This is a genomic window from Pseudomonas fluorescens (genome assembly GCF_902497775.2).
GTDB lineage: Bacteria > Pseudomonadota > Gammaproteobacteria > Pseudomonadales > Pseudomonadaceae > Aquipseudomonas > Aquipseudomonas putida_F.
Map to the genome: position 1 here is coordinate 3512819 of NZ_OZ024668.1, position 26647 is coordinate 3539465.

The 26647-nt window shown below is 59.8% G+C and carries 25 protein-coding genes; 3 read left to right on the forward strand and 22 right to left on the reverse strand.

The window, feature by feature from the left end; all coding sequences use genetic code 11:
* Window positions 1-63: 63 nt before the first annotated feature.
* Both F8N82_RS16140 and F8N82_RS16145 read right to left on the reverse strand, forming a co-directional pair.
* Window positions 64-525, reverse strand: a complete 462-nt coding sequence (locus F8N82_RS16140; RefSeq protein WP_038996206.1) for a PaaI family thioesterase — start codon at window positions 523-525, stop codon at window positions 64-66.
* Complete coding sequence (locus tag F8N82_RS16145) at window positions 522-998, reverse strand: PaaI family thioesterase (RefSeq protein WP_038996208.1); 477 nt, start codon at window positions 996-998, stop codon at window positions 522-524. Before F8N82_RS16145 ends, F8N82_RS16140 begins: the two co-directional genes overlap by 4 nt.
* 153 nt (window positions 999-1151) lie before the next feature.
* On the opposite strand from F8N82_RS16145, the gene F8N82_RS16150 reads away from it, so the two are divergent.
* Window positions 1152-1427 (forward strand): hypothetical protein, encoded by a 276-nt coding sequence (locus F8N82_RS16150; RefSeq protein ID WP_038996210.1) that lies wholly within the window; start codon window positions 1152-1154, stop codon window positions 1425-1427.
* An 86-nt stretch (window positions 1428-1513) separates the two neighbouring features.
* Here the strand turns inward: F8N82_RS16150 and F8N82_RS16155 are convergent, their stop codons facing one another.
* The 11 genes from F8N82_RS16155 to sdhC form a co-directional block, all read right to left on the reverse strand.
* On the reverse strand, window positions 1514-2254 hold the full coding sequence (locus F8N82_RS16155; protein ID WP_038996211.1) for a DUF599 domain-containing protein: 741 nt from the start codon (window positions 2252-2254) through the stop codon (window positions 1514-1516).
* A 189-nt stretch (window positions 2255-2443) separates the two neighbouring features.
* Entirely contained in the window at window positions 2444-3757 is a 1314-nt protein-coding gene (gene brnQ / locus F8N82_RS16160; RefSeq protein ID WP_038996213.1) for a branched-chain amino acid transport system II carrier protein, read from the reverse strand.
* A 351-nt stretch (window positions 3758-4108) separates the two neighbouring features.
* On the reverse strand, window positions 4109-4993 hold the full coding sequence (gene sucD, locus F8N82_RS16165) for a succinate--CoA ligase subunit alpha (protein ID WP_004376004.1): 885 nt from the start codon (window positions 4991-4993) through the stop codon (window positions 4109-4111).
* The gene (sucC, locus tag F8N82_RS16170) at window positions 4993-6159 is read right to left on the reverse strand and encodes an ADP-forming succinate--CoA ligase subunit beta (RefSeq protein WP_010224674.1); all 1167 of its coding nucleotides are present in this window, start codon (window positions 6157-6159) and stop codon (window positions 4993-4995) included. The genes sucD and sucC overlap by 1 nt, the downstream gene beginning before the upstream one ends.
* Window positions 6160-6334: 175 nt before the next feature.
* Window positions 6335-7771 carry a dihydrolipoyl dehydrogenase gene (lpdA, locus tag F8N82_RS16175; protein WP_038996215.1) on the reverse strand — a complete coding sequence of 479 codons (1437 nt, stop codon included), beginning with the start codon at window positions 7769-7771 and terminating at the stop codon, window positions 6335-6337.
* A 105-nt stretch (window positions 7772-7876) separates the two neighbouring features.
* Window positions 7877-9094: a 2-oxoglutarate dehydrogenase complex dihydrolipoyllysine-residue succinyltransferase gene (odhB, locus tag F8N82_RS16180; RefSeq protein WP_038996216.1), complete on the reverse strand. Its 1218-nt coding sequence runs from the start codon at window positions 9092-9094 to the stop codon at window positions 7877-7879.
* 42 nt (window positions 9095-9136) lie between these two features.
* Window positions 9137-11968, reverse strand: a complete 2832-nt coding sequence (locus F8N82_RS16185; RefSeq protein WP_038996217.1) for a 2-oxoglutarate dehydrogenase E1 component — start codon at window positions 11966-11968, stop codon at window positions 9137-9139.
* Window positions 11969-12214: 246 nt separating this feature from the next.
* On the reverse strand, window positions 12215-12919 hold the full coding sequence (locus tag F8N82_RS16190; RefSeq protein WP_038996218.1) for a succinate dehydrogenase iron-sulfur subunit: 705 nt from the start codon (window positions 12917-12919) through the stop codon (window positions 12215-12217).
* A gap of 11 nt (window positions 12920-12930) precedes the next feature.
* Complete coding sequence (gene sdhA / locus F8N82_RS16195) at window positions 12931-14703, reverse strand: succinate dehydrogenase flavoprotein subunit (protein WP_038996219.1); 1773 nt, start codon at window positions 14701-14703, stop codon at window positions 12931-12933.
* A 3-nt stretch (window positions 14704-14706) separates the two neighbouring features.
* A complete protein-coding gene (sdhD, locus tag F8N82_RS16200; protein ID WP_028945358.1) occupies window positions 14707-15075 on the reverse strand; it encodes a succinate dehydrogenase, hydrophobic membrane anchor protein in 369 nt (122 codons plus the stop codon).
* Window positions 15069-15455: a succinate dehydrogenase, cytochrome b556 subunit gene (gene sdhC, locus F8N82_RS16205; RefSeq protein ID WP_174242293.1), complete on the reverse strand. Its 387-nt coding sequence runs from the start codon at window positions 15453-15455 to the stop codon at window positions 15069-15071. The genes sdhD and sdhC overlap by 7 nt, the downstream gene beginning before the upstream one ends.
* A 350-nt stretch (window positions 15456-15805) precedes the next feature.
* Between sdhC and gltA the strand changes: the two genes are divergently transcribed.
* Window positions 15806-17095 (forward strand): citrate synthase, encoded by a 1290-nt coding sequence (gltA, locus tag F8N82_RS16210; protein WP_010224685.1) that lies wholly within the window; start codon window positions 15806-15808, stop codon window positions 17093-17095.
* Window positions 17096-17238: 143 nt separating this feature from the next.
* On the opposite strand, the gene F8N82_RS16215 is transcribed toward gltA, so the two are convergent.
* The 9 genes from F8N82_RS16215 to F8N82_RS16255 form a co-directional block, all read right to left on the reverse strand.
* Entirely contained in the window at window positions 17239-17844 is a 606-nt protein-coding gene (locus F8N82_RS16215; protein WP_038996220.1) for an START domain-containing protein, read from the reverse strand.
* Between the two features lie 32 nt (window positions 17845-17876).
* The gene (locus tag F8N82_RS16220) at window positions 17877-18131 is read right to left on the reverse strand and encodes a YkgJ family cysteine cluster protein (protein ID WP_038996221.1); all 255 of its coding nucleotides are present in this window, start codon (window positions 18129-18131) and stop codon (window positions 17877-17879) included.
* A gap of 127 nt (window positions 18132-18258) precedes the next feature.
* The gene (locus F8N82_RS16225) at window positions 18259-18735 is read right to left on the reverse strand and encodes a hypothetical protein (protein WP_052251548.1); all 477 of its coding nucleotides are present in this window, start codon (window positions 18733-18735) and stop codon (window positions 18259-18261) included.
* Window positions 18736-18796: 61 nt separating this feature from the next.
* The gene (locus F8N82_RS16230; RefSeq protein WP_038996222.1) at window positions 18797-20242 is read right to left on the reverse strand and encodes a PLP-dependent aminotransferase family protein; all 1446 of its coding nucleotides are present in this window, start codon (window positions 20240-20242) and stop codon (window positions 18797-18799) included.
* Window positions 20243-20637: 395 nt separating this feature from the next.
* A complete protein-coding gene (locus F8N82_RS16235) occupies window positions 20638-21447 on the reverse strand; it encodes an OmpA family protein (protein WP_038996223.1) in 810 nt (269 codons plus the stop codon).
* Window positions 21444-21797, reverse strand: a complete 354-nt coding sequence (locus F8N82_RS16240) for a DUF4398 domain-containing protein (protein WP_038996224.1) — start codon at window positions 21795-21797, stop codon at window positions 21444-21446. Before F8N82_RS16240 ends, F8N82_RS16235 begins: the two co-directional genes overlap by 4 nt.
* A 9-nt stretch (window positions 21798-21806) precedes the next feature.
* A complete protein-coding gene (locus tag F8N82_RS16245; protein WP_224793732.1) occupies window positions 21807-22580 on the reverse strand; it encodes a substrate-binding periplasmic protein in 774 nt (257 codons plus the stop codon).
* A 166-nt stretch (window positions 22581-22746) separates the two neighbouring features.
* A complete protein-coding gene (locus tag F8N82_RS16250; RefSeq protein WP_045200521.1) occupies window positions 22747-23676 on the reverse strand; it encodes an electron transfer flavoprotein subunit alpha/FixB family protein in 930 nt (309 codons plus the stop codon).
* The gene (locus F8N82_RS16255; protein WP_010224703.1) at window positions 23677-24426 is read right to left on the reverse strand and encodes an electron transfer flavoprotein subunit beta/FixA family protein; all 750 of its coding nucleotides are present in this window, start codon (window positions 24424-24426) and stop codon (window positions 23677-23679) included.
* A gap of 544 nt (window positions 24427-24970) precedes the next feature.
* Between F8N82_RS16255 and F8N82_RS16260 the strand changes: the two genes are divergently transcribed.
* Window positions 24971-26635: an electron transfer flavoprotein-ubiquinone oxidoreductase gene (locus tag F8N82_RS16260; protein ID WP_038996229.1), complete on the forward strand. Its 1665-nt coding sequence runs from the start codon at window positions 24971-24973 to the stop codon at window positions 26633-26635.
* Window positions 26636-26647: the final 12 nt, after the last annotated feature.

Genomic DNA, 26647 nt, shown 5'->3' on the forward strand with positions numbered 1-26647 from the left:
TCGTTGGGCAGGCCGGCGGCCTGCTTTCACGGCGGGATGCACAACAGATGGGGGTGGCTTGGGCTATTTCAAGGGCGAGGTCATTTCTTCGATCTTGAAATGCGCCCGTGCCGTGGCAATTGGCTCATCCGGGTCACCCTGCCAGGCGGTGATCGCCACATTGGTCACCCGCCGACCCTGGCGCCACAGCTGACAGCGGGCGTAGGTGTCGCGGTAGTGGCCAGCGCGCAGGTAGTCGATGGAAAAGTCGATGATCTTCGGAATCGCCGCGCTTTCGCTGAAAATCAGCAGGTACAGCGCCGCCGACAGCTCCATGAAGCCTGCGATCACCCCGCCATGAATCGCCGGCAGCAAAGGATTGCCTATGTTGTCCTGGCTGGCCGGCAGGCAAAACAGCAGGTCGTCACCCTGGCGGCTGCACTGGATACCAATCAATCCGGCATAAGGGATCAACTGCAGCAGCGGCTCATAATTGCCTTGGGCATGGGCCTGGCGCAGTTGCAGGTGCACTTCTGGCGGGATCATTGGCCACTCCCCTTGAGCTTGTCGGCAAAATTGAGGCCGCCCTTGATGCCCTTGCCCAGGCGCATGAAGGTGCCCACCACCTGGGCAATCGGCTGCTCGGGATCGTCCTGATAGGCCACGCCACGGGTAAAAATCACATCGCGGGAAACGCGATAACAATAGGCATGGCCGAAGATATCCTTGCCAGCTTCGGCCGGGTGCATGTAGTCAATGCGCAGGTCCAGGGTCGGGCAGACCTCGAACTCAGGCAGCGCGCAGAGGGTGGCCATGCCGCAGGTGGTATCCATCAAGGTGGTCACCGCCCCGCCGTGCACGGCGCCGGTTTGCGGATTGCCGACAATCCTGGTGGAGTAAGGCAGTATCAGGGTCATGCCCTCGGCATCGGCATGATGCACGCGCATCTGCAGTACCTGGCAATGGCGCAATGCCGAAAGAAAACGCTCGGCCATTGCCAGCAAAGAAGTGTCGTTCATTAGAAAAAACTCTCAGGCCATTGAGAACATGCACACAGTCTGGCAAATGTCCATATAGATCCATTTGTTATATATCTGTATTGTGCGCGGAACTTCTACCGGTTACTTGAGCTCAAAGGAACAAGTAACTTATTCCACAAGGAGAAACACCCCATGCGTAAACCTTTTGCTTTTGCCGTTATGCTCGCCGCTGCTCTGGGCCTGGCCGCTTGCGATAAAGCCAGCGAAAACAAAGCCCAAGATGCTCAACAACACGCCGAGCAAGCCCAAGAGAAGATGGGTGAAGCTCAGGATAAAGTGAACGAGGCAGCGAAAGAAAACGCCGAAGCCGCCAAAGATCAGGCCGAAGCGCAACAAAAAGCCGCTGAAGAAGCTGCGAAAGAAGCCGCTCCAGCTGCACCAGCTGCTCCTGCCGAGCCTGCCAAGTAAGCACGCCCGCTGGAATAAAAAAAACCCGACGCTGTCGGGTTTTTTTATGCCTGTGGAATCGGATTAAACGATTCAGTCCATGACCGTCAGGCGAGGTTCTCTTTGGCCGGCTCCGACGCTGGCGCTTCGGTCGGGGTATAGACCATCACATCGAGCACATCGGAGTGGAATTCCCGGCGATAAAGCACCAACACTACCCCGGTACTCATCAACATGAACAACCAGGGGCTGATAAACCAGCAGAGCATGGCCATGCCAAAGTAATAGGAACGCAGGCCAAAGTTGAACTGGTTGGCCGCCAGGGAAATAACCTTGGCCGCTCTATGGGCAAATGCCTTGCGCTCAAGTTCACTGACGTGGCGCTCGCCGATCATCGGCGCCGAGCCCACCAACACCGCCGCGAAGTTGTATTGACGCATGCACCAGCTGAAGGTGAAGAAGGCATACACAAACACCATCGCCAGGCACAGCAACTTGATTTCCGACATGCCCTGGGATGCCTGCTGCACCAACGGCAGGTCCGCCAGCAACGACACCGCACGGTCCGAAGCGCCGAGCACGGTGAGAATGCCGGCAAGGATGATCAGGGTGCTGGAGGCAAAGAACGAGGCGTTGCGCTCCAGGTTGCCGATCACGCTGGCATCGGCGATGCGGTTGTCGCGCAGCAGCATGCGGCGCATCCAGTCTTCGCGGTACAGGTGCATCACGCTGGCCAGGCACGCGGTATCGCGGCCCTTCCAGGTGGCGTAACGGGTATAACCGCCCCAGCAGACGACAAACCAGCAGGCGGCCAGCAGGTGGATCAGATTGCTTTGAATGAAGCTCATGCAAGGTCCTGATAGAAGTTTCGAGCACAATAAAGCCCATTGACCGGCTTTCGACGCTTTACCGCAGAAAAAGACACGTCTGCCCTTAAGAAACGAAAAAGCCCCGCATCCTTTCGGACACGGGGCTCGGAATCTGCCGTGACGGTCACCCTGTTGGCTTGTGGCCGGCGTCCGTCACCTGGCCAATTCTCAGGCCAGCACTTCGCGTGGCTTGCCCAGCATGCGGTCACACAGCACCGCAACGCCCAGGGTAACCACCGAAGGCACCAGCCAGGCCAGGCCCTGCTCGCTCAGCGGCAGGTGGGCCAGGATTTCTGGCAGCTCATTGGCCAGGGCGGTGCCCTTGATGGCATCGATCATGCCGAACAGCAGCGACACCAGCATCACCGGCGCCAGAATGCGCACCTCGGAGTTCCACAGCTCTTTGCAGAAGCTCAGGCCCACGACCACGATGCACGGTGGGTAGATTGCGGTCAGCACCGGGATCGAGAACATGATCAGCTTGGTCAGGCCGAGGTTGGAGATCAGCAGCGAGAAGCCGGCGAGGATCACCACCAGGGTGCGGTACGACAGTGGCAGTACCTGGCTGAAGTACTCGGCACAGGCGCAGGTCAGGCCCACCGCGGTCACCAGGCAAGCCAGGGCGATCAGCACGGCCAGGAAGCCGCTGCCCAGCGAGCCGAAGGTGTGCTGTACATAGGCATGCAGTACCGCTGCGCCGTTGCTGGCACCGGCAGCGATTTCATGGGCGCCGGCGCCCAGGCGGAACAGGCTGATATACACCAGGGCCAGGCCGACACCGGCGATCAGGCCAGCGATGATCGCGTAGCGGGTGATCAACCGTGGCGATTCGACGCCACGCGAACGGATGGCGTTGACGATGACGATACCGAACACCAGCGCGCCAAGGGTATCCATGGTCAGGTAACCATTGATGAAACCCTGGGAGAACGGTGCGGCGACGTAGGCAGGCTGTGCTTCGCCGATACCACCGGCTGGCAGCATGAACGCGGCGATGCCCAGCGCGGCCAGGGCGATGATCTTCAGAGGCGCGAGGAAGCGGCCGACGGTGTCGAGCAACTTGCCCGGGTACATGGACACCGCCAGTACCACCAGGAAGTACACCAGGCTGTAGATGAACAGGGCCAGCGGGCTTTCACCGGTCAGCGGCGCAACACCCACCTCGAAGGATACAGTGGCGGTACGCGGGGTGGCGAACAACGGGCCTACCGAGAGGTAGCACACTGCGGCCAGCAGGCCGCCGGCGACCTTGCCGATCGGGCTGCTCAGGGCATCCATGCCGCCGCCGACCTTGGCCAGGGCGATAACGGTGATGACCGGCAGGCCCACAGCAGTGATCAGGAAACCTAGCGCCGCCATCCACACGTGTGGACCGGATTGCAGACCGACGATAGGTGGGAAAATGATATTGCCCGCGCCGACGAACAAAGCGAACGTCATAAAACCAAGTGCCAGAATGTCCTGGCCTTTTAAAACTTTCATTAAGGAAATACCACACTGCTGAAATCGGGATTTAGAGAGGGATTTCCCCTTGGGTGAGGGAAATGCTGCCTGGCTGGATGAGCCAGACCCGTTTAGCGTGTCGTTCCCTTTTGGGGAGCGGGCACAAAATGAGTGCATAGGTTAACGAATTTGTCACAGAAACGCACTGCTGCAGGGCTGCTTGTCCGATGTGCGAATGTACATGTCGTCTGGTTGACCGCTTTTTTGCCAGAAAGCATCGCGGGGCAAGCCCGCTCCTACAGATCATGTAGGAGCGGGCTTGCCCCGCGATGGCATTAGCAGAAAACAAAAAGGCCACCCGAAGGTGGCCTCTTTGTCAGCGGGCAGTGATTACTTCTTCACTTCCCAGCCAGTCAGCTCGGCCAGGGCCTTGCCGATGTCTGCCAGCGAACGCACGGTTTTCACACCAGCGTCCTGCAGCGCAGCGAATTTCTCGTCTGCAGTGCCTTTGCCGCCGGAGATGATGGCGCCAGCGTGGCCCATACGCTTGCCCGCAGGAGCGGTAACACCAGCGATGTAGGAAACGACAGGCTTGGTGACGTTGGCCTTGATGTAGGCAGCAGCTTCTTCTTCAGCCGAACCGCCGATCTCGCCGATCATGACGATCGCTTCGGTCTTCGGGTCTTCCTGGAACAGCTTCAGGATGTCGATGAAGTTGGAGCCCGGGATCGGGTCGCCACCGATACCGACGCAGGTGGACTGACCGAAACCGGCGTCAGTGGTCTGCTTGACCGCTTCGTAAGTCAGGGTGCCGGAACGCGAAACGATACCGACCTTGCCTGGCAAGTGGATGTGACCTGGCATGATGCCGATCTTGCACTCGCCCGGAGTGATGACGCCTGGGCAGTTAGGGCCGATCAGGGTAACACCCAGCTCGTCGCACTTGACCTTGGCATCGAGCATGTCCAGGGTAGGAATGCCTTCGGTGATGCAGACGATCAGCTTGATGCCGCCGAAAGCAGCTTCCAGGATCGAGTCTTTGCAGAAAGGAGCCGGAACGTAGATGACCGACGCGTCAGCGCCGGTAGCTTCTACAGCTTCTTTGACAGTGTTGAACACTGGCAGGCCCAGGTGGGTGGTGCCACCCTTGCCTGGGGTTACGCCGCCGACCATCTTGGTGCCGTAGGCGATGGCCTGTTCGGAGTGGAAAGTACCTTGCGAGCCGGTGAAGCCCTGGCAGATGACTTTGGTGTCTTTATTGATCAGGACGCTCATTACTTGCCCTCCGCAGCTTTGACAACTTGTTGAGCAGCGTCGGTCAGGCTGGTTGCAGCAATGATGTTCAAACCGCTTTCTGCCAGTACTTTAGCACCCAGTTCAGCGTTGTTACCTTCCAGGCGAACAACAACCGGTACCTTGACGCCGACTTCTTTCACAGCGCCAATGATGCCTTCGGCAATCATGTCGCAGCGAACGATGCCGCCGAAGATGTTGACCAGAACGGCCGCGACATTGCTGTCGGACAGAATGATCTTGAAGGCTTCGGTAACGCGCTCTTTGGTAGCACCACCACCTACGTCGAGGAAGTTGGCTGGCTTGCCGCCGTGCAGGTTGACGATGTCCATGGTACCCATGGCCAGGCCGGCACCGTTGACCATGCAGCCGATGTTGCCTTCCAGGGCCACGTAGTTCAGCTCGAAGCTGGCAGCGTGGGCTTCACGAGGATCGTCTTGCGACGGGTCGTGGAAGGTTTTCAGCTTAGGCTGACGGTACATGGCGTTAGCGTCGATGTTGATCTTGGCATCGAGGCAGTGCAGGTCGCCGTCGGCCTTGATGACCAGCGGGTTTACTTCCAGCAGGGCCAGGTCGTGTTCTTTGAACAGCTTGGCCAGGCCTACGAAAATCTTGGCGAACTGAGCAACTTGCTTGCCTTCCAGACCCAGCTGGAACGCCAGTTCACGACCCTGGAATGGCTGAGCGCCAACCAGTGGATCGATAGTAGCCTTGATGATCTTCTCAGGAGTCTCGTGAGCAACTTTCTCGATGTCCACGCCACCTTCGGTGGAAGCCATGAACACGATACGACGGCTCGAACGGTCGACTACAGCGCCCAGGTACAGCTCTTTGGCGATGTCAGTGCAGGATTCGACCAGGATCTTGGTCACTGGCTGACCGTTGGCGTCGGTCTGGTAGGTTACCAGACGCTTGCCCAACCATTGCGCAGCGAACGCCTTGGCGTCTTCCTTGCTGCGAACCAGCTTGACGCCGCCCGCTTTACCGCGACCACCGGCGTGGACCTGGGCTTTGACAACCCACTCGGTGCCACCGATCTTGTCGCAGGCTTCTGCGGCAGCTTCAGGGGTGTCGACTGCGAAACCCTTGGAAACTGGCAGGCCGTATTCAGCGAACAGCTGCTTACCCTGATACTCGTGAAGATTCATGCTTTTTACCGTCTTCGTTAGGTACTGCGCTTCGGCGCTGCGCTCCTGGGGAGTGCCGCGCCACCTGTGACCACTTGCCCCCGGTATGCTCCGGGAGTTCGAGTCCGGCGGACTTTCCGCGGTGAGTCATGCACGCAAGACTCACGACGGGCCACCCGCCGTGGTTTCTTATTGTTTAACGCTTCTTACGGTTGGCAACGTGAATGGCACCGCCATTCACAGCCAGCGCGGCTTCATGCAGCGCTTCGGACAGGGTCGGATGGGAGAAAACCATCATGCCCAGGTCTTCGGCGCTGGTGCCGAATTCCATTGCGATTGCACCCTGCTGCACCAATTCGGCAGCCGATGGGCCAATCACGTGTACACCCAGGACGCGGTCGGTCTTGGCATCGGCGATGACCTTGACGAAACCACCGGTATCGTTGGCAGCCATCGCACGGCCGCTAGCCGCGAACGGGAAGGTGCCCACGTTAACCTCAACGCCTTCGGCCTTCAAGGTCTGTTCGGTTTTACCGACCCATGCGATTTCCGGGTGGGTGTAGATAACCGATGGAATCAGGTCGTAGTTCATCTGGGCTTTGTGGCCCTTGATGCGCTCGACGACCATGATGCCCTCTTCCGAGGCCTTGTGCGCCAGCATCATGCCACGAACCACGTCACCGATGGCGTAGACGCCCGGTACGCTGGTCGCGCAGTGATCGTCGACGAAGATGAAACCACGCTCGTCGATGGTCACGCCGCTGTCGGCAGCCAGCAGATCGGTGGTCACTGGACGACGGCCGACCGCAACGATCAGCTTGTCGAAGGTGATCTTCTGCTCGCCATTGGCGTCGGTGTAGGTCACTTCGACTTCAGCGCCGTTGACCTTGGAGCCGGTGACGCGAGCGCCCAGCTTGATGTCCAGACCTTGTTTGGTCAGGGTTTTCAGCGCTTCCTTGGAGACAGCGGCGTCAGCGGCCATCAGGAAGGTGTCCAGGGCTTCCAGGACGGTGACTTCTGCGCCCAGGCGAGCCCAGACCGAACCCAGTTCCAGACCGATCACGCCAGCACCGATCACGCCCAGGCGCTTAGGTACGGTTTGGAATTCCAGGGCGCCGGTGGAATCGACGATGACATTCTGGTCGACCGGAGCCGGTGGAATGTCGATCGGACGCGAACCGGAAGCCAGGATCACGTTCTCGGCTTCGATGATTTCGGTGGTGCCGTCAGCCTTGGTGACTTCGACCTTCTTGCCAGCCAGCAGTTTGCCGTGGCCCTGGATCGAGGTTACGCCGTTGGCCTTGAACAGGGTGGCAACACCGCCGGTCAGGTTCTTGACGATGCCAGCCTTGCGGCCAACCATCGCGGCAACGTCCATCTTCACTTCACCAGTGGAGATACCGTGAACGTTGAAGCTCTCTTTGGCTTCCTTGTACTTCCAGGAGCTGTCCAGCAGGGCCTTGGAAGGAATGCAACCCACGTTCAGGCAGGTACCGCCGAGGGCCAGTTTGCCTTCGCCGTCAGTGTACTTCTCGATACAGGCAGTGCTCAGACCGAGTTGCGCGGCCTTGATGGCAGCTACGTAGCCGCCAGGACCTGCGCCAATCACTACCACATCAAATTTTTGCGACATTCAGAAAATCCTCTTTAAAGCTGCAAGCGATAAGCTGCAAGCCACAAGCTCAAGCGCAAACCGTTCAGGCTTGCCGCTTGCAGCTTGCAGCTTGCAGCTGCTCAATCAGATATCCAGCAGCAGACGAGCCGGGTCTTCCAGCAGGTTCTTGATGGTCACCAGGAAGGTCACGGCTTCTTTACCGTCGATCAGACGGTGGTCGTAGGACAGTGCCAGGTACATCATCGGACGGATCACGACCTGACCATTGACGGCCATAGGACGCTGGATGATGTTGTGCATGCCCAGAATCGCAGCCTGCGGCGGGTTGACGATCGGGGTCGACATCATCGAACCAAAGGTACCACCGTTGGTGATGGTGAAGGTACCGCCGGTCATTTCGTCGATCGACAGTTTGCCGTCACGGGCTTTCTTGCCGAAGGTGGCGATGCCGTTCTCGATTTCAGCCAGGCTCATCTGCTCGGCGTTGCGCAGTACCGGTACCACCAGGCCGCGGTCGCTGGAAACGGCAACGCCGATGTCCGCATAACCGTGGTAGACGATGTCGGAACCGTCGATCGAGGCGTTGACGGCCGGGAAGCGTTTCAGCGCTTCGGTGGCCGCCTTGACGAAGAACGACATGAAGCCCAGGCGTACGCCGTTGTGGGTCTTCTCGAACAGGTCCTTGTACTTCGAACGCAGGGCCATGACTTCGGTCATGTCGACTTCGTTGAAGGTGGTCAGCATGGCCATGTTCGACTGTGCTTCTACCAGGCGCTTGGCCACGGTAGCGCGCACGCGGGTCATCGGCACGCGCTTCTCGGTACGATCGCCAGTGGCGACTACCGGGGCAGCGGCGGCGGCTGGCTTGGCGGCAGGTGCGGCAGCCGGAGCGGATTTCTTCGCTTCGATGGCAGCAACCACGTCTTCCTTGGTGATGCGACCGTCTTTGCCGGTGCCCTTGATGCTGTTCAGGGCGATGCCGTTTTCCTCGGCCAGCTTGCGTGCAGCCGGAGCGCCGATGGCGTCTTCGTCGCCAGCAGCAGCGCCAGCAGGTGCAGCAGCGGCAGGCGCGGCAGCAGCGGCAGGAGCAGCGGCAGCAACGCCACCGGCTTCGATCGAACCCAGGACTTCGTCGGACAGGACGGTCTCGCCCTCGCCCTTGACGATTGCACCCAGTACGCCGTCAGCGGTAGCCAGTACTTCCAGGACAACCTTGTCGGTTTCGATGTCGACGATCAGCTCGTCACGCTTGACGGCTTCGCCCGGCTGCTTGTGCCAGGTGGCAACGGTGCCATCGGCAACCGATTCCGGGAAAGTAGGGGCTTTGATCTCGATAGCCATTATCAGTGGTTCCTTAAATTCGGTTTCTGGTGCGCGATGGCATTAAACGGTGAAGGCATCTTGCAGCAGTTTTTCCTGCTGCTCGGCGTGCATCGAAGCGTAACCACAAGCGGGTGCTGCCGAAGCATCACGACCGGCGTACTCAAGGACCAGGTCCTTGTTGTGGCGGGTCAGGATACGACGCATGTGGTGTTGGCTGCTGTACCAGGCGCCCTGGTTCATTGGCTCTTCCTGGCACCACACCACATCTTTCAGATTGGTGTACGGCGCGAGGATTTCGACCAGGTCGTCTTCAGGGAACGGATACAGCTGCTCGATACGCACGATGGCGATATCTTCGCGGCCTTCGGCACGGCGTTTTTCCAGCAGATCGTAGTAGACCTTGCCGCTGCACAGGACCAGACGAGTGACGTTCTTCGGATCGAGGGTATCGATTTCCGGGATCACGGTCTGGAACGAGCCTTCGGCCAGTTCTTCCAGGGTCGAGATGGCCAGCTTGTGGCGCAGCAGCGACTTTGGCGTCAGCACGATCAGCGGCTTGCGCAGCGGACGGATGACCTGACGACGCAGCAGGTGGTAGATCTGAGCCGGCGTGGTCGGTACGCAAACCTGGACGTTGTGCTCGGCGCACAGCTGCAGGTAACGCTCCAGACGTGCCGAGGAGTGCTCAGGCCCCTGCCCTTCATAACCGTGTGGCAACAGCATGGTCAGACCGCACAGACGGCCCCACTTGTGCTCGCCGCTGGTGATGAACTGGTCGACAACCACCTGGGCACCGTTGGCGAAGTCGCCGAACTGGGCTTCCCAGATCACCAGCGCGTTAGGCTGGGTGGTCGAGTAACCGTATTCGAATGCCAGGACCGCTTCTTCGGACAGGAACGAATCGTACAGGTCGAAACGTGGCTGGCCTTCAAAGAGGTTCTGCAACGGGATGTAGGTGCTGGCGTCCTTCTGGTTGTGCAACACCGCATGGCGGTGAGAGAAGGTGCCGCGACCGATATCCTGACCCGTCATGCGAATCGGGTGACCTTCGAACGCCAGGGTGGCGTAAGCCATGGTTTCGGCGTAGCCCCAGTTGATCGGCAAGCCACCGGCCTGCATCTTCTGGCGATCTTCGTAGATCTTCGAAACCTGACGCTGAACCACGAAGCCTTCCGGCAGCTCCAGCAGTTTGGCCGACAGTTCCTGCAGGGTCTTCAGATCGAAGCGGGTGTCGTGGCGCGCAGTCCAGGCGTGACCCAGGTACGGACGCCAGTCGACGAACAGCTCTTTGTTCGGCTCTTTTACCAGGCTTTTTACAACATGCAGGCCGTTGTCCAGCGCGTTGCGGTACTCGTCGACCTTGGCCTGGACGCGTTCGGCGTCAAGGCGACCCGCCTGGGTCAGGACTTCGGCGTACAGCTCGCGGGTGGTGCGCTGCTTGGCGATCTGCTGGTACATCAGCGGCTGGGTGCCGTTCGGCTCGTCGGCCTCGTTATGGCCGCGACGACGGTAGCAGACCAGGTCGATGACCACGTCACGCTTGAACTGCATGCGGTAATCGACGGCCAGCTGGGTCACGAACAGCACTGCTTCCGGATCATCACCGTTGACGTGCAGGATCGGAGCCTGAATCATCTTGGCAACGTCGGTGGCGTACTCGGTGGAACGCGAGTCCAGCGGGTTGCTGATGGTGAAACCAACCTGGTTGTTGATCACGATGTGCACGGTACCGCCGGTCTTGAAACCGCGGGTCTGCGACATCTGGAAGGTTTCCATGACCACGCCCTGACCGGCGAATGCCGCATCACCGTGGATGGAAATCGGCAGTACCTTGTCGCCAACGCTGTCGTTGCGACGGTCCTGACGGGCACGTACCGAACCTTCAACCACTGGCGAGACGATTTCCAGGTGCGAAGGGTTGAACGCCATGGCCAGGTGAACTTCACCACCGGCAGTCATCACGTTGGACGAGAAGCCCTGGTGGTATTTCACGTCACCGGAGCCCAGCTCGACCTTCTTCTTGCCTTCGAACTCGTCGAACAGGTCGCGCGGGTTCTTGCCGAAGGTGTTGACCAGTACGTTCAGACGGCCACGGTGGGCCATGCCGATGACAACTTCCTTGGTACCGTAGGAACCGGAGCGTTGGATCAGCTCGTCCAGCATCGGAATCAGGCTCTCGCCGCCTTCCAGGCCGAAACGCTTGGTGCCCGGGTATTTGGTACCCAGGTACTTTTCCAGACCCTCAGCGGCGGTGACGCGCTCGAGCAGGTGGCTCTGAATATCCGCGGAGAAGACTGGACGCCCACGCACGCTCTCCAGACGCTGCTGGAACCAGCTGCGCTGCTCGGAGTCGACGATGTGGGTGAATTCGGCGCCAATGGTGCGGCAATATGTCTGCTGCAAAGCGTCGAAGATTTCGCGTAGGCTCGCTTCCTCTTTGCCGATGAACAGGTCGCCGGCACGGAAGGTCGTATCAAGATCGGCATTGGTCAAGCCGTAATGATTGATCGACAGGTCTACTGGCGCAGGGCGCTGCCACAACCCCAGGGGGTCGAGCTTCGCGGCTTGGTGGCCGCGCATACGGTAGGCCTGGATCAGTCGCAGAACTTCAACCTGCTTCTTCTCGTGTTCACTGCTCACGCTCCCGGCGGAAACCGGTTGGGCGCGGCGCTGGTTCTTTGCCAGCAGTACGAAATGGTCGCGGATTGTAGAGTGCGATACATCGGTAGCGGTGCTGCCTTCGGCGGGCAACTTCTGGAAGTAAGTGCGCCACTCTTCTGGCACAGCGTTAGGGTCGTGCAGGTAAAGCTCGTAGAGCTCTTCCACATATGCAGCGTTACCACCTGAAAGGTGGGCGCTATCCCACATGCGCTGCATCACGCTTTCTTGCATGCTTGGTCACCCTCGGTTAGGGGACGGATCGGCAAGAGCCACAGCGCGCCTGGAAAAGTCCTAATGCAGCGACCCAACCAAGCCACCAAGGATCCTACAGATTTTCCGGGTACCAGCCCGGAAGCCCCTGCTGGTCTCATATCTTCATAGGTAAAAGCTGGGGCTTTGTGGGCCCTAGCTCGGGTTTCACCTTGGTGCGGGCAAGGGCCCGCACCTTGGCGTACTACGGGTACAACACTTTTAAAATCAGGTACCGCTTTGCAGCAGCATGTTACGTACGTGACCGATGGCCTTGGTCGGATTCAGACCTTTAGGGCAAACGTTTACGCAGTTCATGATGCCGCGGCAACGAAACACGCTGAACGGGTCATCCAGCGAAGCCAGACGCTCCTGGGTCTTGGTGTCACGGCTGTCGGCCAGGAAACGATAGGCCTGCAGCAGTGCAGCTGGACCGAGGAACTTGTCCGGGTTCCACCAGAACGACGGGCAGGAAGTCGAGCAGCAAGCGCACAGGATGCACTCGTACAGACCGTCCAGCTTCTCGCGCTCTTCCGGCGACTGCAGACGCTCGATGGCCGGAGCCGGCGTGTCGTTCTGCAGGAATGGCTTCACCTTCTCGTACTGCTTGTAGAAGATGCTCATATCGACGACCAGGTCACGAATGACCGGCAGACCAGGCAACGGACGGACAACCAGCTTGTTGCGCTTGACCACTGCCGACAGCGGCGTGATGCAGGCCAGGCCGTTCTTGCCGTTGATGTTCATGCCATCGGAACCGCAAACACCTTCACGGCAGGAGCGACGATACGAGAAACCTTCGTCCTGCTCTTTGATCAGTGCCAAGACATCGAGAACCATCAGGTCCTTGCCGCCGGTATCGACCTGGAACACCTGCATCTTGGGTGCCGAGTCGGTATCGGGGTTGTAACGATAAACTTCGACTTGCAACATTGTGGCCACCCTTAGTAAGTCCGGACTTTAGGCTCGAACGCCGGAACGGTTTTCGGCGCGAAGTTGACGGCGCGCTTGGCGACGCGCTTCTCACCCGGGAAGTACAGGGTGTGGCACAGCCAGTTTTCGTCGTCACGATCTTCGAAGTCTTCACGGGCGTGAGCGCCGCGGGACTCTTTACGGACTTCTGCAGCAATGGCAGTGGCTTCAGCGACTTCCAGCAGGTTCTGCAGCTCCAGCGCTTCGATACGCGCGGTGTTGAAGGCCTGGGACTTGTCGTTGATCTTGACGTTGGCGATACGCTCACGCAGCTGAGCCAGTTGCTCGATCCCCTTCTGCATGTATTCGCCAGTACGGAATACACCGAAGTAGTTCTGCATGCAGCTTTGCAGCTCGCGACGCAGGGTAGCCACGTCTTCGCCGGTGTTGCGCTCGTTGAGCTTGTTCAGGCGGCTCAGGGCAACATCGATGTCGGTGTCGCTGGCGTCGAGGTATTCGATACCGTCGCTCAGCGCTTTTTCCAGGTGCAGGCCGGCAGCGCGACCGAAGACCACCAGGTCGAGCAGCGAGTTGCCACCCAGGCGGTTGGCACCGTGAACCGATACGCACGCCACTTCACCGACCGCGAACAGGCCCGGGATGATGTGATCGACGCCATCGGCGTCCTGGGTCATGGCCTGACCATGGATGTTGGTGGCAACGCCGCCCATCATGTAGTGGCAGGTTGGAACAACAGGAACCGGCGCAACCACTGGGTCAACGTGAGCGAAGGTCTTGGACAGTTCACAGATACCTGGCAGGCGGCTGTGCAGTACTTCTTCACCCAGGTGGTCGAGCTTGAGCATCACGTGGTCGCCGTTAGGGCCACAGCCGTTACCGGCGATGATCTCTTTAACCATGGAACGGGCCACAACGTCACGACCAGCAAGGTCTTTGGCGTTAGGCGCGTAGCGTTCCATGAAACGCTCGCCGTGCTTGTTGATCAGGTAACCGCCTTCACCACGGCAACCTTCAGTAACCAGTACACCAGCGCCGGCGATGCCGGTCGGGTGGAACTGCCACATCTCGATATCCTGAACCGGAACGCCTGCACGCAGCGCCATGCCGATACCGTCACCGGTATTGATCAGGGCGTTGGTGGTGGAGGAGTAGATACGGCCTGCACCGCCAGTGGCCAGAACGGTGGCCTTGGCTTTGATGTACAGGGTTTCGCCGGTCTCGATGCAGATGGCGATCACACCAACGAACGCGCCTTCCTGGTTTTTTACCAGGTCTACGGCGTAGTACTCGTTGAGGAAGGTGGTGCCGGCTTTCAGGTTACCCTGGTACAGGGTGTGCAGCAGCGCGTGACCGGTACGGTCGGAAGCGGCGCAGGTACGGGCGGCCTGGCCACCTTTACCGAAGTCCTTGGACTGACCACCGAACGGACGCTGGTAGATGCGGCCTTGCTCGGTACGCGAGAACGGCAGACCCATGTGGTCCAGTTCGAAAACGGCAGCAGGACCTTCCTGACACATGTATTCGATAGCGTCCTGGTCACCGATGTAGTCGGAACCCTTGACGGTATCGTACATGTGCCAGCGCCAGTCATCGTTCGGGTCGGCCGAAGCGATGGCGCAGGTGATACCACCCTGGGCCGATACAGTGTGCGAACGGGTCGGGAAGACCTTGGTGATCACGGCAGTCTTGTGACCGCCCTGGGCCAGCTGCAGCGCAGCGCGCATGCCGGCACCACCACCACCAATGATGATGGCGTCGAATGAAATCGTAGGAATGTTAGCCATGAATCAGATACCCCAGAGAATCTGCACACCCCAGACGAAGTACGCGAACATCGCGACACCACATACCGCCTGGAACAGGAAACGTACGGCAGTCGCCGACTTGCCCAGCGCCATCGGCGTCAGGTAGTCGGTGGCAATGGTCCACATGCCGACCCAGGCGTGAGCGCCCAGGGCTACAAGGGCCAGCAGACTGAAGATACGCATCGCGTTGTTGGAGAACAGAGCGTGCCACTGGGCAAACTCGATGCCCGGGTGCGCGACCAGGTATCCGATCAGGAAAATGAAATAAGCCGCGAGAACGACCGCAGAAACGCGCTGCGCCATCCAGTCATAGAGGCCCGAACGCGAGAGGTTCGTGACGTTGGTTACCATATCCAAACTCCTGCCAGCACGATCACCACCACGGAGACGGCGATGATAATTTTCGAGCCCAGTCGGCCGCCTTCCAGCGTTTCACCGATGCCCATGTCCATGATCAAGTGGCGCACACCGGCTACCAAGTGATACAGCAAGGCGGACAGGAGGCCCCATGCCACGAACTTGGCCAGCGGACTGGTCAAGCATGCCTTCACCTCGGCGAAACCTTCCTCCGAACCCAGGGATTTGCCCAATGCATAAAGCATGAAGCCAAGGCCCAGGAAGAGGATGATGCCGGAAACACGGTGAAGAAATGACGTAACGCCGGTAATGGGGAGTTTGATGGTCCTTAGGTCTAGGTTTACAGGTCGTTGGCTTTTCACGGCTTTTTTCACACTGAAGAGCCCCTAGCAAGCAGGGCAAAGTTGTTGGTAAGTGTACTGGTCAGGTACCCACCACCCAGGGAGTGACGACCCCAGCAACACGGGCTTGCAAGCCCCTGGCGGTCGGGGGCCGATTATAGACAGTTAGGCTACTAATGACAACGCAGACACCTAGCCCAAATAGCGCATTGCCTTTAGCCAGCAAAAGGCGTAAACGGGCGGTAATTTCGAGGAAAAACAGCGCCCAAAGCCCTTTACAACCGTGCTTTAGGCAAATTGACATTCGAATTTATCTCACTATAGTGGTGCGGGCCCTGCGTGGGGGGTCTGTCTGATGATTTCAAGCATTAATAGGAGGCCACATGGCTGACAAAAAAGCGCAGTTGGTCATCGAGGGCGCAGCCCCCGTCGAGCTGCCCATTTTAACCGGCACCGTTGGTCCCGATGTTATCGACGTTAGAGGGTTGGGGGCCACGGGTCACTTCACTTTCGACCCTGGTTTCATGGCGACCGCATCCTGCGAGTCGAAGATCACTTATATCGACGGCGACAAGGGTATCCTGCTGCACCGCGGCTACCCGATCGAGCAACTGGCCGAAAAATCCGACTACCTAGAGACCTGCTACCTGCTGCTCAACGGCGAACTGCCGAATGCCGAGCAGAAGGCCCAGTTCGTCAGCACCGTAAAGAACCACACCATGGTGCACGAGCAGTTGAAGTCCTTCTTCAACGGCTTCCGCCGCGACGCCCACCCGATGGCCGTCATGTGTGGCGTGGTTGGCGCCCTGTCGGCGTTCTATCACGACTCGCTGGACATCAATAACCCGCAGCACCGCGAAATCTCTGCGGTCCGCCTGGTCGCCAAGATGCCGACCCTGGCGGCGATGGTGTACAAGTACTCCATGGGCCAGCCCATGATGTACCCGCGCAACGACCTGTCGTACGCGGAAAACTTCCTGCACATGATGTTCAACACCCCGTGCGAGATCAAACCGATCAGCCCGGTACTGGCCAAGGCAATGGACCGGATCTTCATCCTCCACGCCGACCACGAGCAGAACGCATCGACCTCGACCGTCCGTCTGGCCGGCTCTTCAGGTGCCAACCCGTTCGCCTGTATCGCCGCCGGTATCGCTGCACTGTGGGGCCCTGCCCACGGCGGTGCCAACGAAGCGGTACTGACCATGCTCGATGAAATCGGCGATGTCTCGAACATCGACAAATTCATCGCCAAGGCCAAGGACAAGAACGATCCGTTCAAGCTGATGGGCTTCGGTCACCGCGTTTACAAAAACCGCGACCCGCGCGCCACCGTGATGAAACAGACCTGCGACGAAGTCCTGCGCGAGCTGGGCATCAAGAACGACCCGCAGCTGGAACTGGCCATGCGCCTGGAAGAGATCGCCCTGACCGATCCTTACTTCATCGAGCGCTCGCTGTACCCGAACGTCGACTTCTACTCGGGGATCATCCTCAAGGCGATCGGCATTCCAACCAGCATGTTCACCGTGATCTTCGCCCTGGCGCGGACCGTTGGCTGGATTTCGCACTGGAAAGAAATGCTCTCCAGCCCGTACAAGATTGGCCGCCCTCGCCAGCTGTACACCGGCTACGAGTCGCGCGACATCGTCAAGCTGGAAGACCGCAAGTAAGCCTTTGGGCCGAACACGAAAAAAGGCTGCCTTCGGGCAGCCTTTTTATTGCGCTCTCATCGCGGTTCACACCCCTGTGGGAGCGGGCTTGACCCGCGATTGCCCAACAGTTAACCCAAGCCCGCCAATTACACCAACTGTACTTACGGCTTCTCGGCCTTCGCCTTCAACGCCTTCAAGGTATTGAACGGCGCATCCACCACAAACTTGTTCGCCACCATCGACGGCACGCTGCCGCCCGGCTCGGTGTGCACCTGGTACGTCACCTCGGTGCCGCCGTCTTTTGGTTGCAACTTCCAGAAACCGTCGACCTTGGCCACACGGACAAAGCCCTTCTCGTCTGGCAGGTACTTCGGCACACCTTCAAGCTTGCGGGTCAGGCTGCCATCGGCGGCCTCGGTGGTGGTGACATGCAGGACCGAATCGCGCGCGGTAACCGGCCACGGGGTGTTGAACTGGGTGTAGGTCCAGCTCTGGTCGCCTTCGGCTTTCAGCAGCCTTTGCGACTTGCACTCGTGAATCCAGGCACAGGCGCCGGCAACGTCCTCCTGCAGGGCCCTGACCTTCGCCAGCGGCGCCTTGATAAAGGTTACGCCGCGATAGGCCTTGTAATCGGAACCGGCAACCTCACTGAGCTCGACCTTGATCCCGTCTTCGTTCTTGGCTTGCTTCCAGTCTTCGGCGTGAGCCAGCGGCATCAGCACCGCACCCAGACCCAACACCAGTGCCACTTGCTTAAACGATCCCATTCTCTTGTTCCTTATTGTCGAAGATCCGCGTTTCAAGCTGCCGTCATTTGCTCCAGCCACCCCAGAATCCTGATCGCCTCATCGCGGTCGTTGCCGCAGATATCAGCCTCCGCCCTGAAACCACCGCACACCGCCGGACGCTCGGGCTTGCCGAACAAGCCACAGAGATTGGCAAGCGACAGGTGCAGGCAGCGCTCACCGGCTGGCTTGCCCTTGGGCATCCCCGGTATCGGCGAGCTGATGGAGGGCGCAATGCAACAGGCGCCACAACCTTCACGGCAGTTCATGACAACAGAATCCTCGGAGTAACAAATGATGAATGAACCCGGATAGTAACCGCTTAAACAGGTGCTTGAAATTGCCGACAGGATGAAATATCAGCCTGAAAGTGATGACCGAACAGTCAGTTTTGCCCTACTGCTTGAACTCGAACTCAATGGCCGCGCCTTCGACATCTTTATTGCGGCTGTCATTACGCAGTTGCAGCTGCATTTCGTTGCTGATCAGCCGGCCATTGAGCTGGAACGGGCTGTCGGACGGTGGCTTTTCGCCAAACAGATACGGCAACAAAGGCTTGGGCAGCGGCGCCTGCGCCTGGGTGTCGGGCTTCATCTCCTTGACCAGACCGGAGGGCAGGCTCAGGTCGAGCTTGGTCTTGGGCAATGGCTTTGGCGCCGCTTTGGCGTTTTTGCGCGCGCTGCGCTGGTTGGCCTTGGTGGCTGCCTTCTTGCGCACTGGCGGCGTTTTTGCCTGCTTTGGCTTGGCTGCAGGCTTGGCGCTTTTTGTTGCAGGGGTTTTGCCGGCCGGCGCCGTTTCGGCCACTGCTGCCGAGGCGCAGGCCAAGCCACCGAGCAAACACAGGGACAACCCGATACAACGCAACGCTTTCATAGGCACCGACGATTATCCCTAAAAATGCTTATGCTCCCCGTTCCTGACACGACTGGCAAGTCTAGAAAAACGCGCCCGAGGCCGACTCCTGGCACAACTGGCTGGCCAGCATACCCAGGGTCATCACTGCCCGCTCCGCCTCACGGTTCCACGGGATGCCGCAGTTCAGGCGAATGCAGTGGTTGAACTGCTCGGTATTACTGAAGATCAGCCCAGGGGCAATACTGATGCCCTGCTGCAAGGCGCGCACATGCAACTCCTGGGTATTGACCCGCCCCGGCAGGCTGACCCAGAGGATGAAACCGCCGGTGGGCCGGGTCATCTGCGTACCGTCCGGGAAGTGCTGCTGCACGGCCAGCTGGTAGGCGCTGAGGTTTTTCCGGTATTCCTGACGGATGTAGCGCAGATGCCGGTCGTAACCGCCGTTCTCCAGGTAGGACGCCACCCCCATCTGCGTGACGCTGCAGGCCGAATGGGTGGTGAACGTTTGCAGGCGCTGGATTTCAGCCTGGTATTTGCCAGCGACCATCCAGCCGATGCGCACACCAGGCGACAGGGTCTTGGAAAAGCTCGAGCAATAAATCACCCGCCCCAGCCGATCAAAGGCCTTGAGCGCCTTGGTCTTGCCCTGCTCGAACATCAGCTCGCCATAGATATCGTCTTCGATGATCTGGATGTCAAAGTCCGAGGCCAGGCGCAACAGCTGCTTCTGGCGGTCCTCGGGAATAGTGCCGCCCAGCGGATTGCTCAGGCGCGCAGTCAGTACCAGCGCCTTGATCGACCACTGGTTGGCCGCCAGTTGCAGCGCTTCGAGGCTGATGCCGGTGGACGGATCACTGGGGATTTCGATCACTTTCAGCCCGAGCAGGTCGGCCAGTTGCAGCAAGCCGTAGTAGGTCGGCGACTCGGCGGCGATCAGGTCGCCCGGCCGGGTCAGCACCCGCAGCGACATCTGCAGGGCATCGACACAGCCATGGGTCACCACCACTTCACTGGGGTCGACCACCACGCCGGCATCGCGCATGCGAATGGCGATCTGCCGGCGCAATGGCTCGAAACCCGGGCTGAACATGTAGCTGAAGGCCCGCGGGCTATGAAAACGGGTGACCTTGGCCAACTGCTGGTGGAGCGCGCGCACCGGCAAATAATCGACATGGGGCACCGCCGCGCCAAAGGGGAACACCCCGTCGCGCCGGGCTTCGGTCAGTACCTGCTGGATGATACTGCTGCGCGTGACCAGGCCGGGGCGCTCGACCCGGGCGATGTCCGGGGTCTGCGCAGTCAGTGCTGGCGTCTGGTGCACATAGTAGCCGGACTGCGGCCGCGCGCGGATCAGGCCCTGGTCTTCGAGGTTGGCATAGGCCTGCAGCACGGTGGCATGACTGACATTGAGCTGCGAGCTCATCTTGCGCACCGACGGCACACGCTCACCTGGCTGATACACACCGCGGCGAATATCTTCGGCCAGTTGCTGGGCGATGCGCTGGTAGAGCAACAGGTTGGTCATGATCAGTTCTCGACACGCAGGCAATGTAGTTGTTTTTGTACGGCTGTTTCGGCCAAGAATACCGGAACAGTTGCGAAGTGTACTGGGACAGATTGCAGAATAGTCGACAATACAGTTGTGTGACAGAGGCGGGGGTGTGCCATTTGTCACAACCAGGGTGGGGATGCTGAGGCTGCGAGCTTATCCATTCGGTGTGGCGCCGCTGCTGGCCTCTTCCGCCCTTACGGCGGGTCCCTTTTGTTCTTGGCAAAAGTAGGCCGCCGTAAAGGCGGAAGGGGCCGGCAGCGGCACCACACCGAATGGATAAGCCCGCAGCTTCAAAAACCCAACCCAAGCCCCTGAAGAGCCATAAAAAACCCGGTGAGGGACACTCACCGGGTTTCTTCATCTATTACTCAGCGCGCCGCGCCAAGCTTGCCCTTCTCGTCGGAGAAGACGATCTCGACCCGACGGTTCTGCGCCCTGCCCCGCTCCGAGGCGTTAGCCTCGACCGGATACTGGTCGCCGTACCCTTCGACCTGGATGCGTTTTTCATCGACACCCAGATCGATCAACATGTCCGCCACCGCCTGAGCCCGATCGCGGGACAGCTTGAGGTTGTCTTCAGGCGCACCGGTGCTGTCGGTATAACCCTCGATACGCACGACGCGCTTAGGGTTAAGTTGCAGGAACTGCACCAGCTTGAGCACGGTGCGGCTGGCCGAGTTCTTCAGCTCCGCATGCCCGGTATCGAACAGCACGTCGCCCAGGGTCATGACCAGGCCGCGGTCGCTTTGCTCGGTGGCCAGGCTGACAATCTGCGCCTCAAGCCACTTGCCCTGCTGCTGCACACTGGCGAGCTTGGCTTCGCGCAGGGCCAGTTGCAGGCGCTGACGCTCGAGCTCGAGTTTGGCCAGGCGCTCCTGATTGAGCAGCAGGTTGCTGTGCTCGCGGGCAATGTCGCTGTAGCGCTGGCTCAGGTAGGCGTAATGGCGCACATCGGCGCCGGTACCGAAGTAACTGGACAGACGCTCGGCGCGGGCCAGGGACTCACCGGCACGAATCACGTCACGCGGTGCGCTGCGCAAGACGTCGGAGTCGTCCTTGACCGTCTGGAACTTGGCCGTGGCTTCATCCAGCGCCGTCTCGCTACGCTGGCTGGCGCAGCCCTGCAGGCCAACCACGCCGAGCAACAACAGTGCCGCCAAAGGTTTGATCGAACTCACCGCTGCTCTCCCAACTGTTTACGCAGGCGATTGACCCGCGACTGCAGCAAGTCCAGCTGCTCCTTGCTCTTGACCGTGAGCACCCGTGCCTCGGCCAGGCGCGCGTCCAGCTCGGCCTGCTCCGCGCGCATGCGCGCGTCACGGTAGGACTCGCTGGTCATGTTGGCACGGGCCCGGGCCAGTTTGTCTTCAGCCAGCTTCAGCTCTGCCACTTCGTCGGTGGCACCCACCGCCTTGGCCTGCTCCAGTGCCTGCTCGGACAGGCGCAGCTGTTCATTGGGGGCCGGGTCATTGGCACATCCGGCCAGGGCCAGCAGCGCCAGAACGGCGAATAGTGAATGAGTTCTCACGCAATCTTCCTACTGTTTAGGGGCATCCAGCGGCGCCTGCATCTGCGCTTTCCAGCGTTCGACATTATGTTGCAGTACCGCCTGGGACACGCCGGAGGCCGGCAATTCTGTCAGCTTTTTTGCCAGTTGTCCGCGCAACCAGGCGTCATTGCATGCCGAATTATGCGACAGCGCCAGGTACAGGCCCGGACGGTCCAGGGGCAAGCCACGGGCAATCAGCTCGTTGCTCATGCCCAGAGCCTGAGCCATGGCCATCCCGGCGTAGCGCCCGGCCAGCACATAGTCGACCTGGCCGAGCAGCAACTTCTGGAAGGCCTGGGTCAGGTTCTGTGACCGCGCCAGCTGCAGCTGACTCTTGGCGTAGGCGGTAAATTCGGGGGTCAGGCGCGCCTTTTCCGAGACGCTGCCTCGATGTTCATGCAAATCGGCCAGGGTGTTATAGACCAACGGCGAATCGTGACGGGTCCAGACCACGTATTCGTTGCTCAGCAACGAGGGGTGGACAAAGTCGACCGTGGTCAGCTCGGCCACCGCAAAGGGCGAATCGATCAGCAGGTCGACGCGACCGCTGCGCACCTCCTCCAGGGCCTGGCTGCGGCTGCCGCTGTCGAGGATTTCAACCTTCAGGCCCAGCTCGCTGGCAACCTGCTTGAACAGGTCGACGTTGGCCCCCATCAGGTGCTTGGGATCTTGCGGGTCGCGCCAGGAGTAAGGCGGGGCATCCGGACTGCCGGTGGCTACCAGCCGCTCACACTTCCCTGCCGCCCAGGTTTGCAACGGCATCAGTACCGCAGCGAACACCAGCGCCGTGTTTATCCGGCCACGCCATCCCATGCAACGACTCCTCAACTTTCTTACCCTGAATGAAAAAGCCCGATCCGCCGGGCTGTGCAAGGCTGGCCTGCACAGCCCGGACGGACCGGGCTCTTTTATAAGTGAAGCAGCTGGATTAAACCAGCTTCTCCAGCTCAGGGATGGCTTCGAACAGGTCAGCCACCAGGCCGTAATCGGCCACCTGGAAGATCGGCGCTTCTTCGTCCTTGTTGATCGCAACGATCACTTTGGAGTCTTTCATGCCGGCCAGGTGCTGGATCGCGCCGGAGATACCGACGGCGATGTACAGCTGTGGTGCAACGATCTTGCCGGTCTGACCGACCTGCATGTCGTTCGGTACGAAACCTGCGTCGACCGCAGCGCGCGAAGCACCAACGGCTGCGCCGAGCTTGTCGGCCAGGGCGTACAGGTGCTTGAAGTTGTCACCGTTCTGCATGCCGCGACCGCCGGAAACGACGATTTTGGCAGCGGTCAGCTCAGGGCGGTCGGACTTGGCCAGCTCTTCGCCAACGAAGGCCGACTTGCCGGCGTCGTGTGCAGCAGCGACGGCTTCAACAGCAGCCGAACCACCTTCGGCGGCAACGGCGTCAAAGCCTGTGGCACGTACGGTGATGACCTTGACGGCAGCGTTCGATTGCACGGTGGCAATGGCGTTACCGGCGTAGATTGGACGCTTGAAGGTGTCAGCCGATTCAACCGAGATGATCTCGGAGATCTGGTCGACGTCCAGCAGCGCGGCAACGCGCGGCAGGATGTTCTTGCCGTTGGAGGTGGCAGGTGCCAGCACGTGGCTGTAGCCCTTGCCCAGCTCGGCAACCAGCGGCGCGACATTTTCTGGCAGCTGGTGAGCGTAAGCTGCGTTGTCGGCAACCAGAACCTTGGCAACGCCGGCGATCTTGGCAGCAGCTTCAGCGACGCCACCGACGTTCTGACCTGCGACCAGCACGTGGATGTCACCACCGATCTTGGCGGCAGCAGCAACAGTGTTCAGGGTGGCCGGGGCAACGGCACCGTTTTCGTGTTCAGCGATAACCAGGATAGTCATTTAGATTACCTTCGCCTCGTTCTTCAGTTTCTCGACCAGTTCAGCAACCGACTTGACCTTGATACCGGCGCTGCGGGCAGCCGGCGCTTCGACTTTCAGGGTCTTGTTGGTGGAGGCGGTGGAAACGCCCAGCGCATCTGGAGTAACGGTCTCCAGCGGCTTCTTCTTGGCCTTCATGATGTTCGGCAGCGACGCGTAGCGTGGCTCGTTCAGGCGCAGGTCGGTGGTGACGATGGCTGGCAGGTTCAGCGCAACGGTCTGCAGGCCGCCGTCGATTTCACGGGTGACGTTGACCTTGTCGCCAGCAACTTCAACCTTGGAGGCGAAGGTGCCCTGGGCGTAACCGCTCAGCGCAGCCAGCATCTGGCCGGTCTGGTTGTTGTCGCTGTCGATGGCTTGCTTGCCAAGGATCACCAGCTGCGGTTGCTCTTTGTCGACCACTGCCTTGAGCAGCTTGGCCACGGCCAGCGAAGTCAGCTCTTCAGCCGATTCGACCAGAATGGCGCGGTCGGCACCCAGTGCCAGGGCAGTACGCAGTTGCTCCTGGGCAGTGGCCGGGCCGACGGTAACGACGACGATCTCGCTCGCAACGCCCTTCTCTTTCAGGCGTACGGCTTCTTCTACGGCGATTTCGCAGAAGGGGTTCATGGACATCTTGACGTTAGCAAGGTCGACGCCGGAGTTGTCCGCCTTGACGCGAACCTTGACGTTATAGTCGACCACTCGTTTGACAGCTACAAGAACCTTCATGGATTCCTCGTTACTCTCCGGTGAAAAGAATGTCGCCTGGGGCAAACCCGGCGATTGCGCGTGGGTACAAGGGCACCTCTAAAAACGATCACAGGTGGACGAATTTAACCCTGACCCAGCAGTCTCGATTCGGCCTGTCAGTTGCAAAACCCGTGGGTCATTATTTGTCGTGGCGTGTAAACTCCACTACAAAGCGGGTTATGGCGTAACTGCCCTGCTTTTCGCCTGGTTTTTAGGGGTGCTCCTGCATCCGACGGTCAGCCTACGGCGAGCGCAAAACCGCTCGTATCTTGACCGTAACGCCCAATCCGGTCAATACGGCAAACCGGTCAGCTTCAAGCCGCGCTTCTTTGATTTTACTGGCCTGCGGCAAATTCAAACAAACGTTTGTATTGGACCCCGCGAGTGGTGTAGATATAATGCGCGGCCAAGAGAAAGCGGTGTAGTCCGTCATCGCTCGAGCTACAGCCCGAGCGTCTGAAAAATGACCGCCTGACACCCGCCAACAAAGAAAAACCGATGAGCCTTGAGTAGGAGAGAACCTGTGGAACGCGAATACATGGAATTCGACGTGGTCATTGTCGGCGCTGGCCCGGCTGGCCTGTCCGCCGCCTGCCGACTGAAGCAGAAGGCCGCCGAAGCCGGTAACGAAATCAGCGTCTGCGTGGTCGAGAAAGGCTCGGAAGTCGGCGCCCACATCCTCTCCGGTGCGGTATTCGAACCGCGCGCCCTGAACGAACTGTTCCCGGACTGGAAAGAGCTCGGCGCGCCACTCAACACCGAAGTCAAACGCGACGACATCTATGTGCTCAAGGATGCTGGCAGCTCGATCAAGGTCCCCGACCTGTTCGTGCCCAAGACCATGCACAACCAGGGCAACTACATCATCTCCCTGGGCAACCTGTGCCGCTGGCTGGCCCAGCAGGCCGAGAACCTGGGCGTCGAGATCTACCCGGGCTTCGCCGCCCAGGAAGCGCTGTTCGACGAAAATGGCGTAGTCCGCGGGATCATCACCGGCGACCTGGGTGTCGACCGTGAAGGCAACCCCAAAGAAGGCCTGTACACCCCGGGCATGGAACTGCGCGGCAAGTACACCCTGTTCGCCGAAGGCTGCCGAGGCCATATCGGCAAGCAACTGATCAAGCGTTTCAACCTCGACAGCGAGTCCGACGTCCAGCACTACGGCATCGGCCTGAAAGAAATCTGGGAAATCGATCCGTCCAAGCACGAGCAAGGCCTGGTGGTGCACACCGCCGGCTGGCCGCTGGATGTGGTGAGCACCGAGAATACCGGTGGCTCGTTCCTCTACCACCTGGAGAACAACCAGGTGGTGGTCGGCCTGATCGTCGACCTGTCCTACAGCAACGCCTACCTGTCGCCATTCGACGAATTTCAGCGCCTCAAGCATCACCCGGTAATCAGCAAGTACCTCGAAGGCGGCAAACGCATCAGCTACGGCGCCCGCGCCATCTCCAAGGGCGGCCTGAACTCGCTGCCGAAAATGGTCTTCAACGGCGGCGCGCTGATCGGTTGCGACCTGGGCACCCTGAACTTCGCCAAGATCAAGGGCAGCCACACCGCGATGAAGTCTGGCATGCTCGCCGCCGAAGCGGTGGCCGATGCCCTGCTGGCCGGCAGCGAAGGCGGCGACCAGCTCAACAGCTACGTCGAAGCGTTCAAGGCCAGCTGGCTGCATGAAGAGCTGTTCGCCAGCCGCAACTTTGGCCCGGCCATGCACAAGTTCGGCCCGATCTTCGGTGCGGCGTTCAACTACGTCGATCAGAACTGGTTCGGCGGCAAGCTGCCGTTCACCCTGCACGACACCAAGCCTGACTACGCCTGCCTGAAGCTGGCTGCCGACTCGAAAAAAATCGACTATCCAAAACCCGATGGCAAGCTGAGCTTCGACAAGCTGAGCTCGGTGTTCCTCTCCAGCACCAACCATGAAGAAGAGCAGCCGTGCCACCTAAAGCTTGCCGATGCGAGCATCCCGATCGGCACCAACCTGCCGCTGTACGACGAGCCAGCCCAGCGTTACTGCCCGGCCGGCGTGTATGAAGTAGTGACTCAGGAAGACGGCAGCAAGCGCTTCCAGATCAACGCCCAGAACTGCGTGCACTGCAAGACCTGTGACATCAAGGACCCTTCGCAGAACATCACCTGGGTTACCCCGGAAGGCGCCGGCGGCCCGACTTACCCGAACATGTAAGTCTGCTGGCAG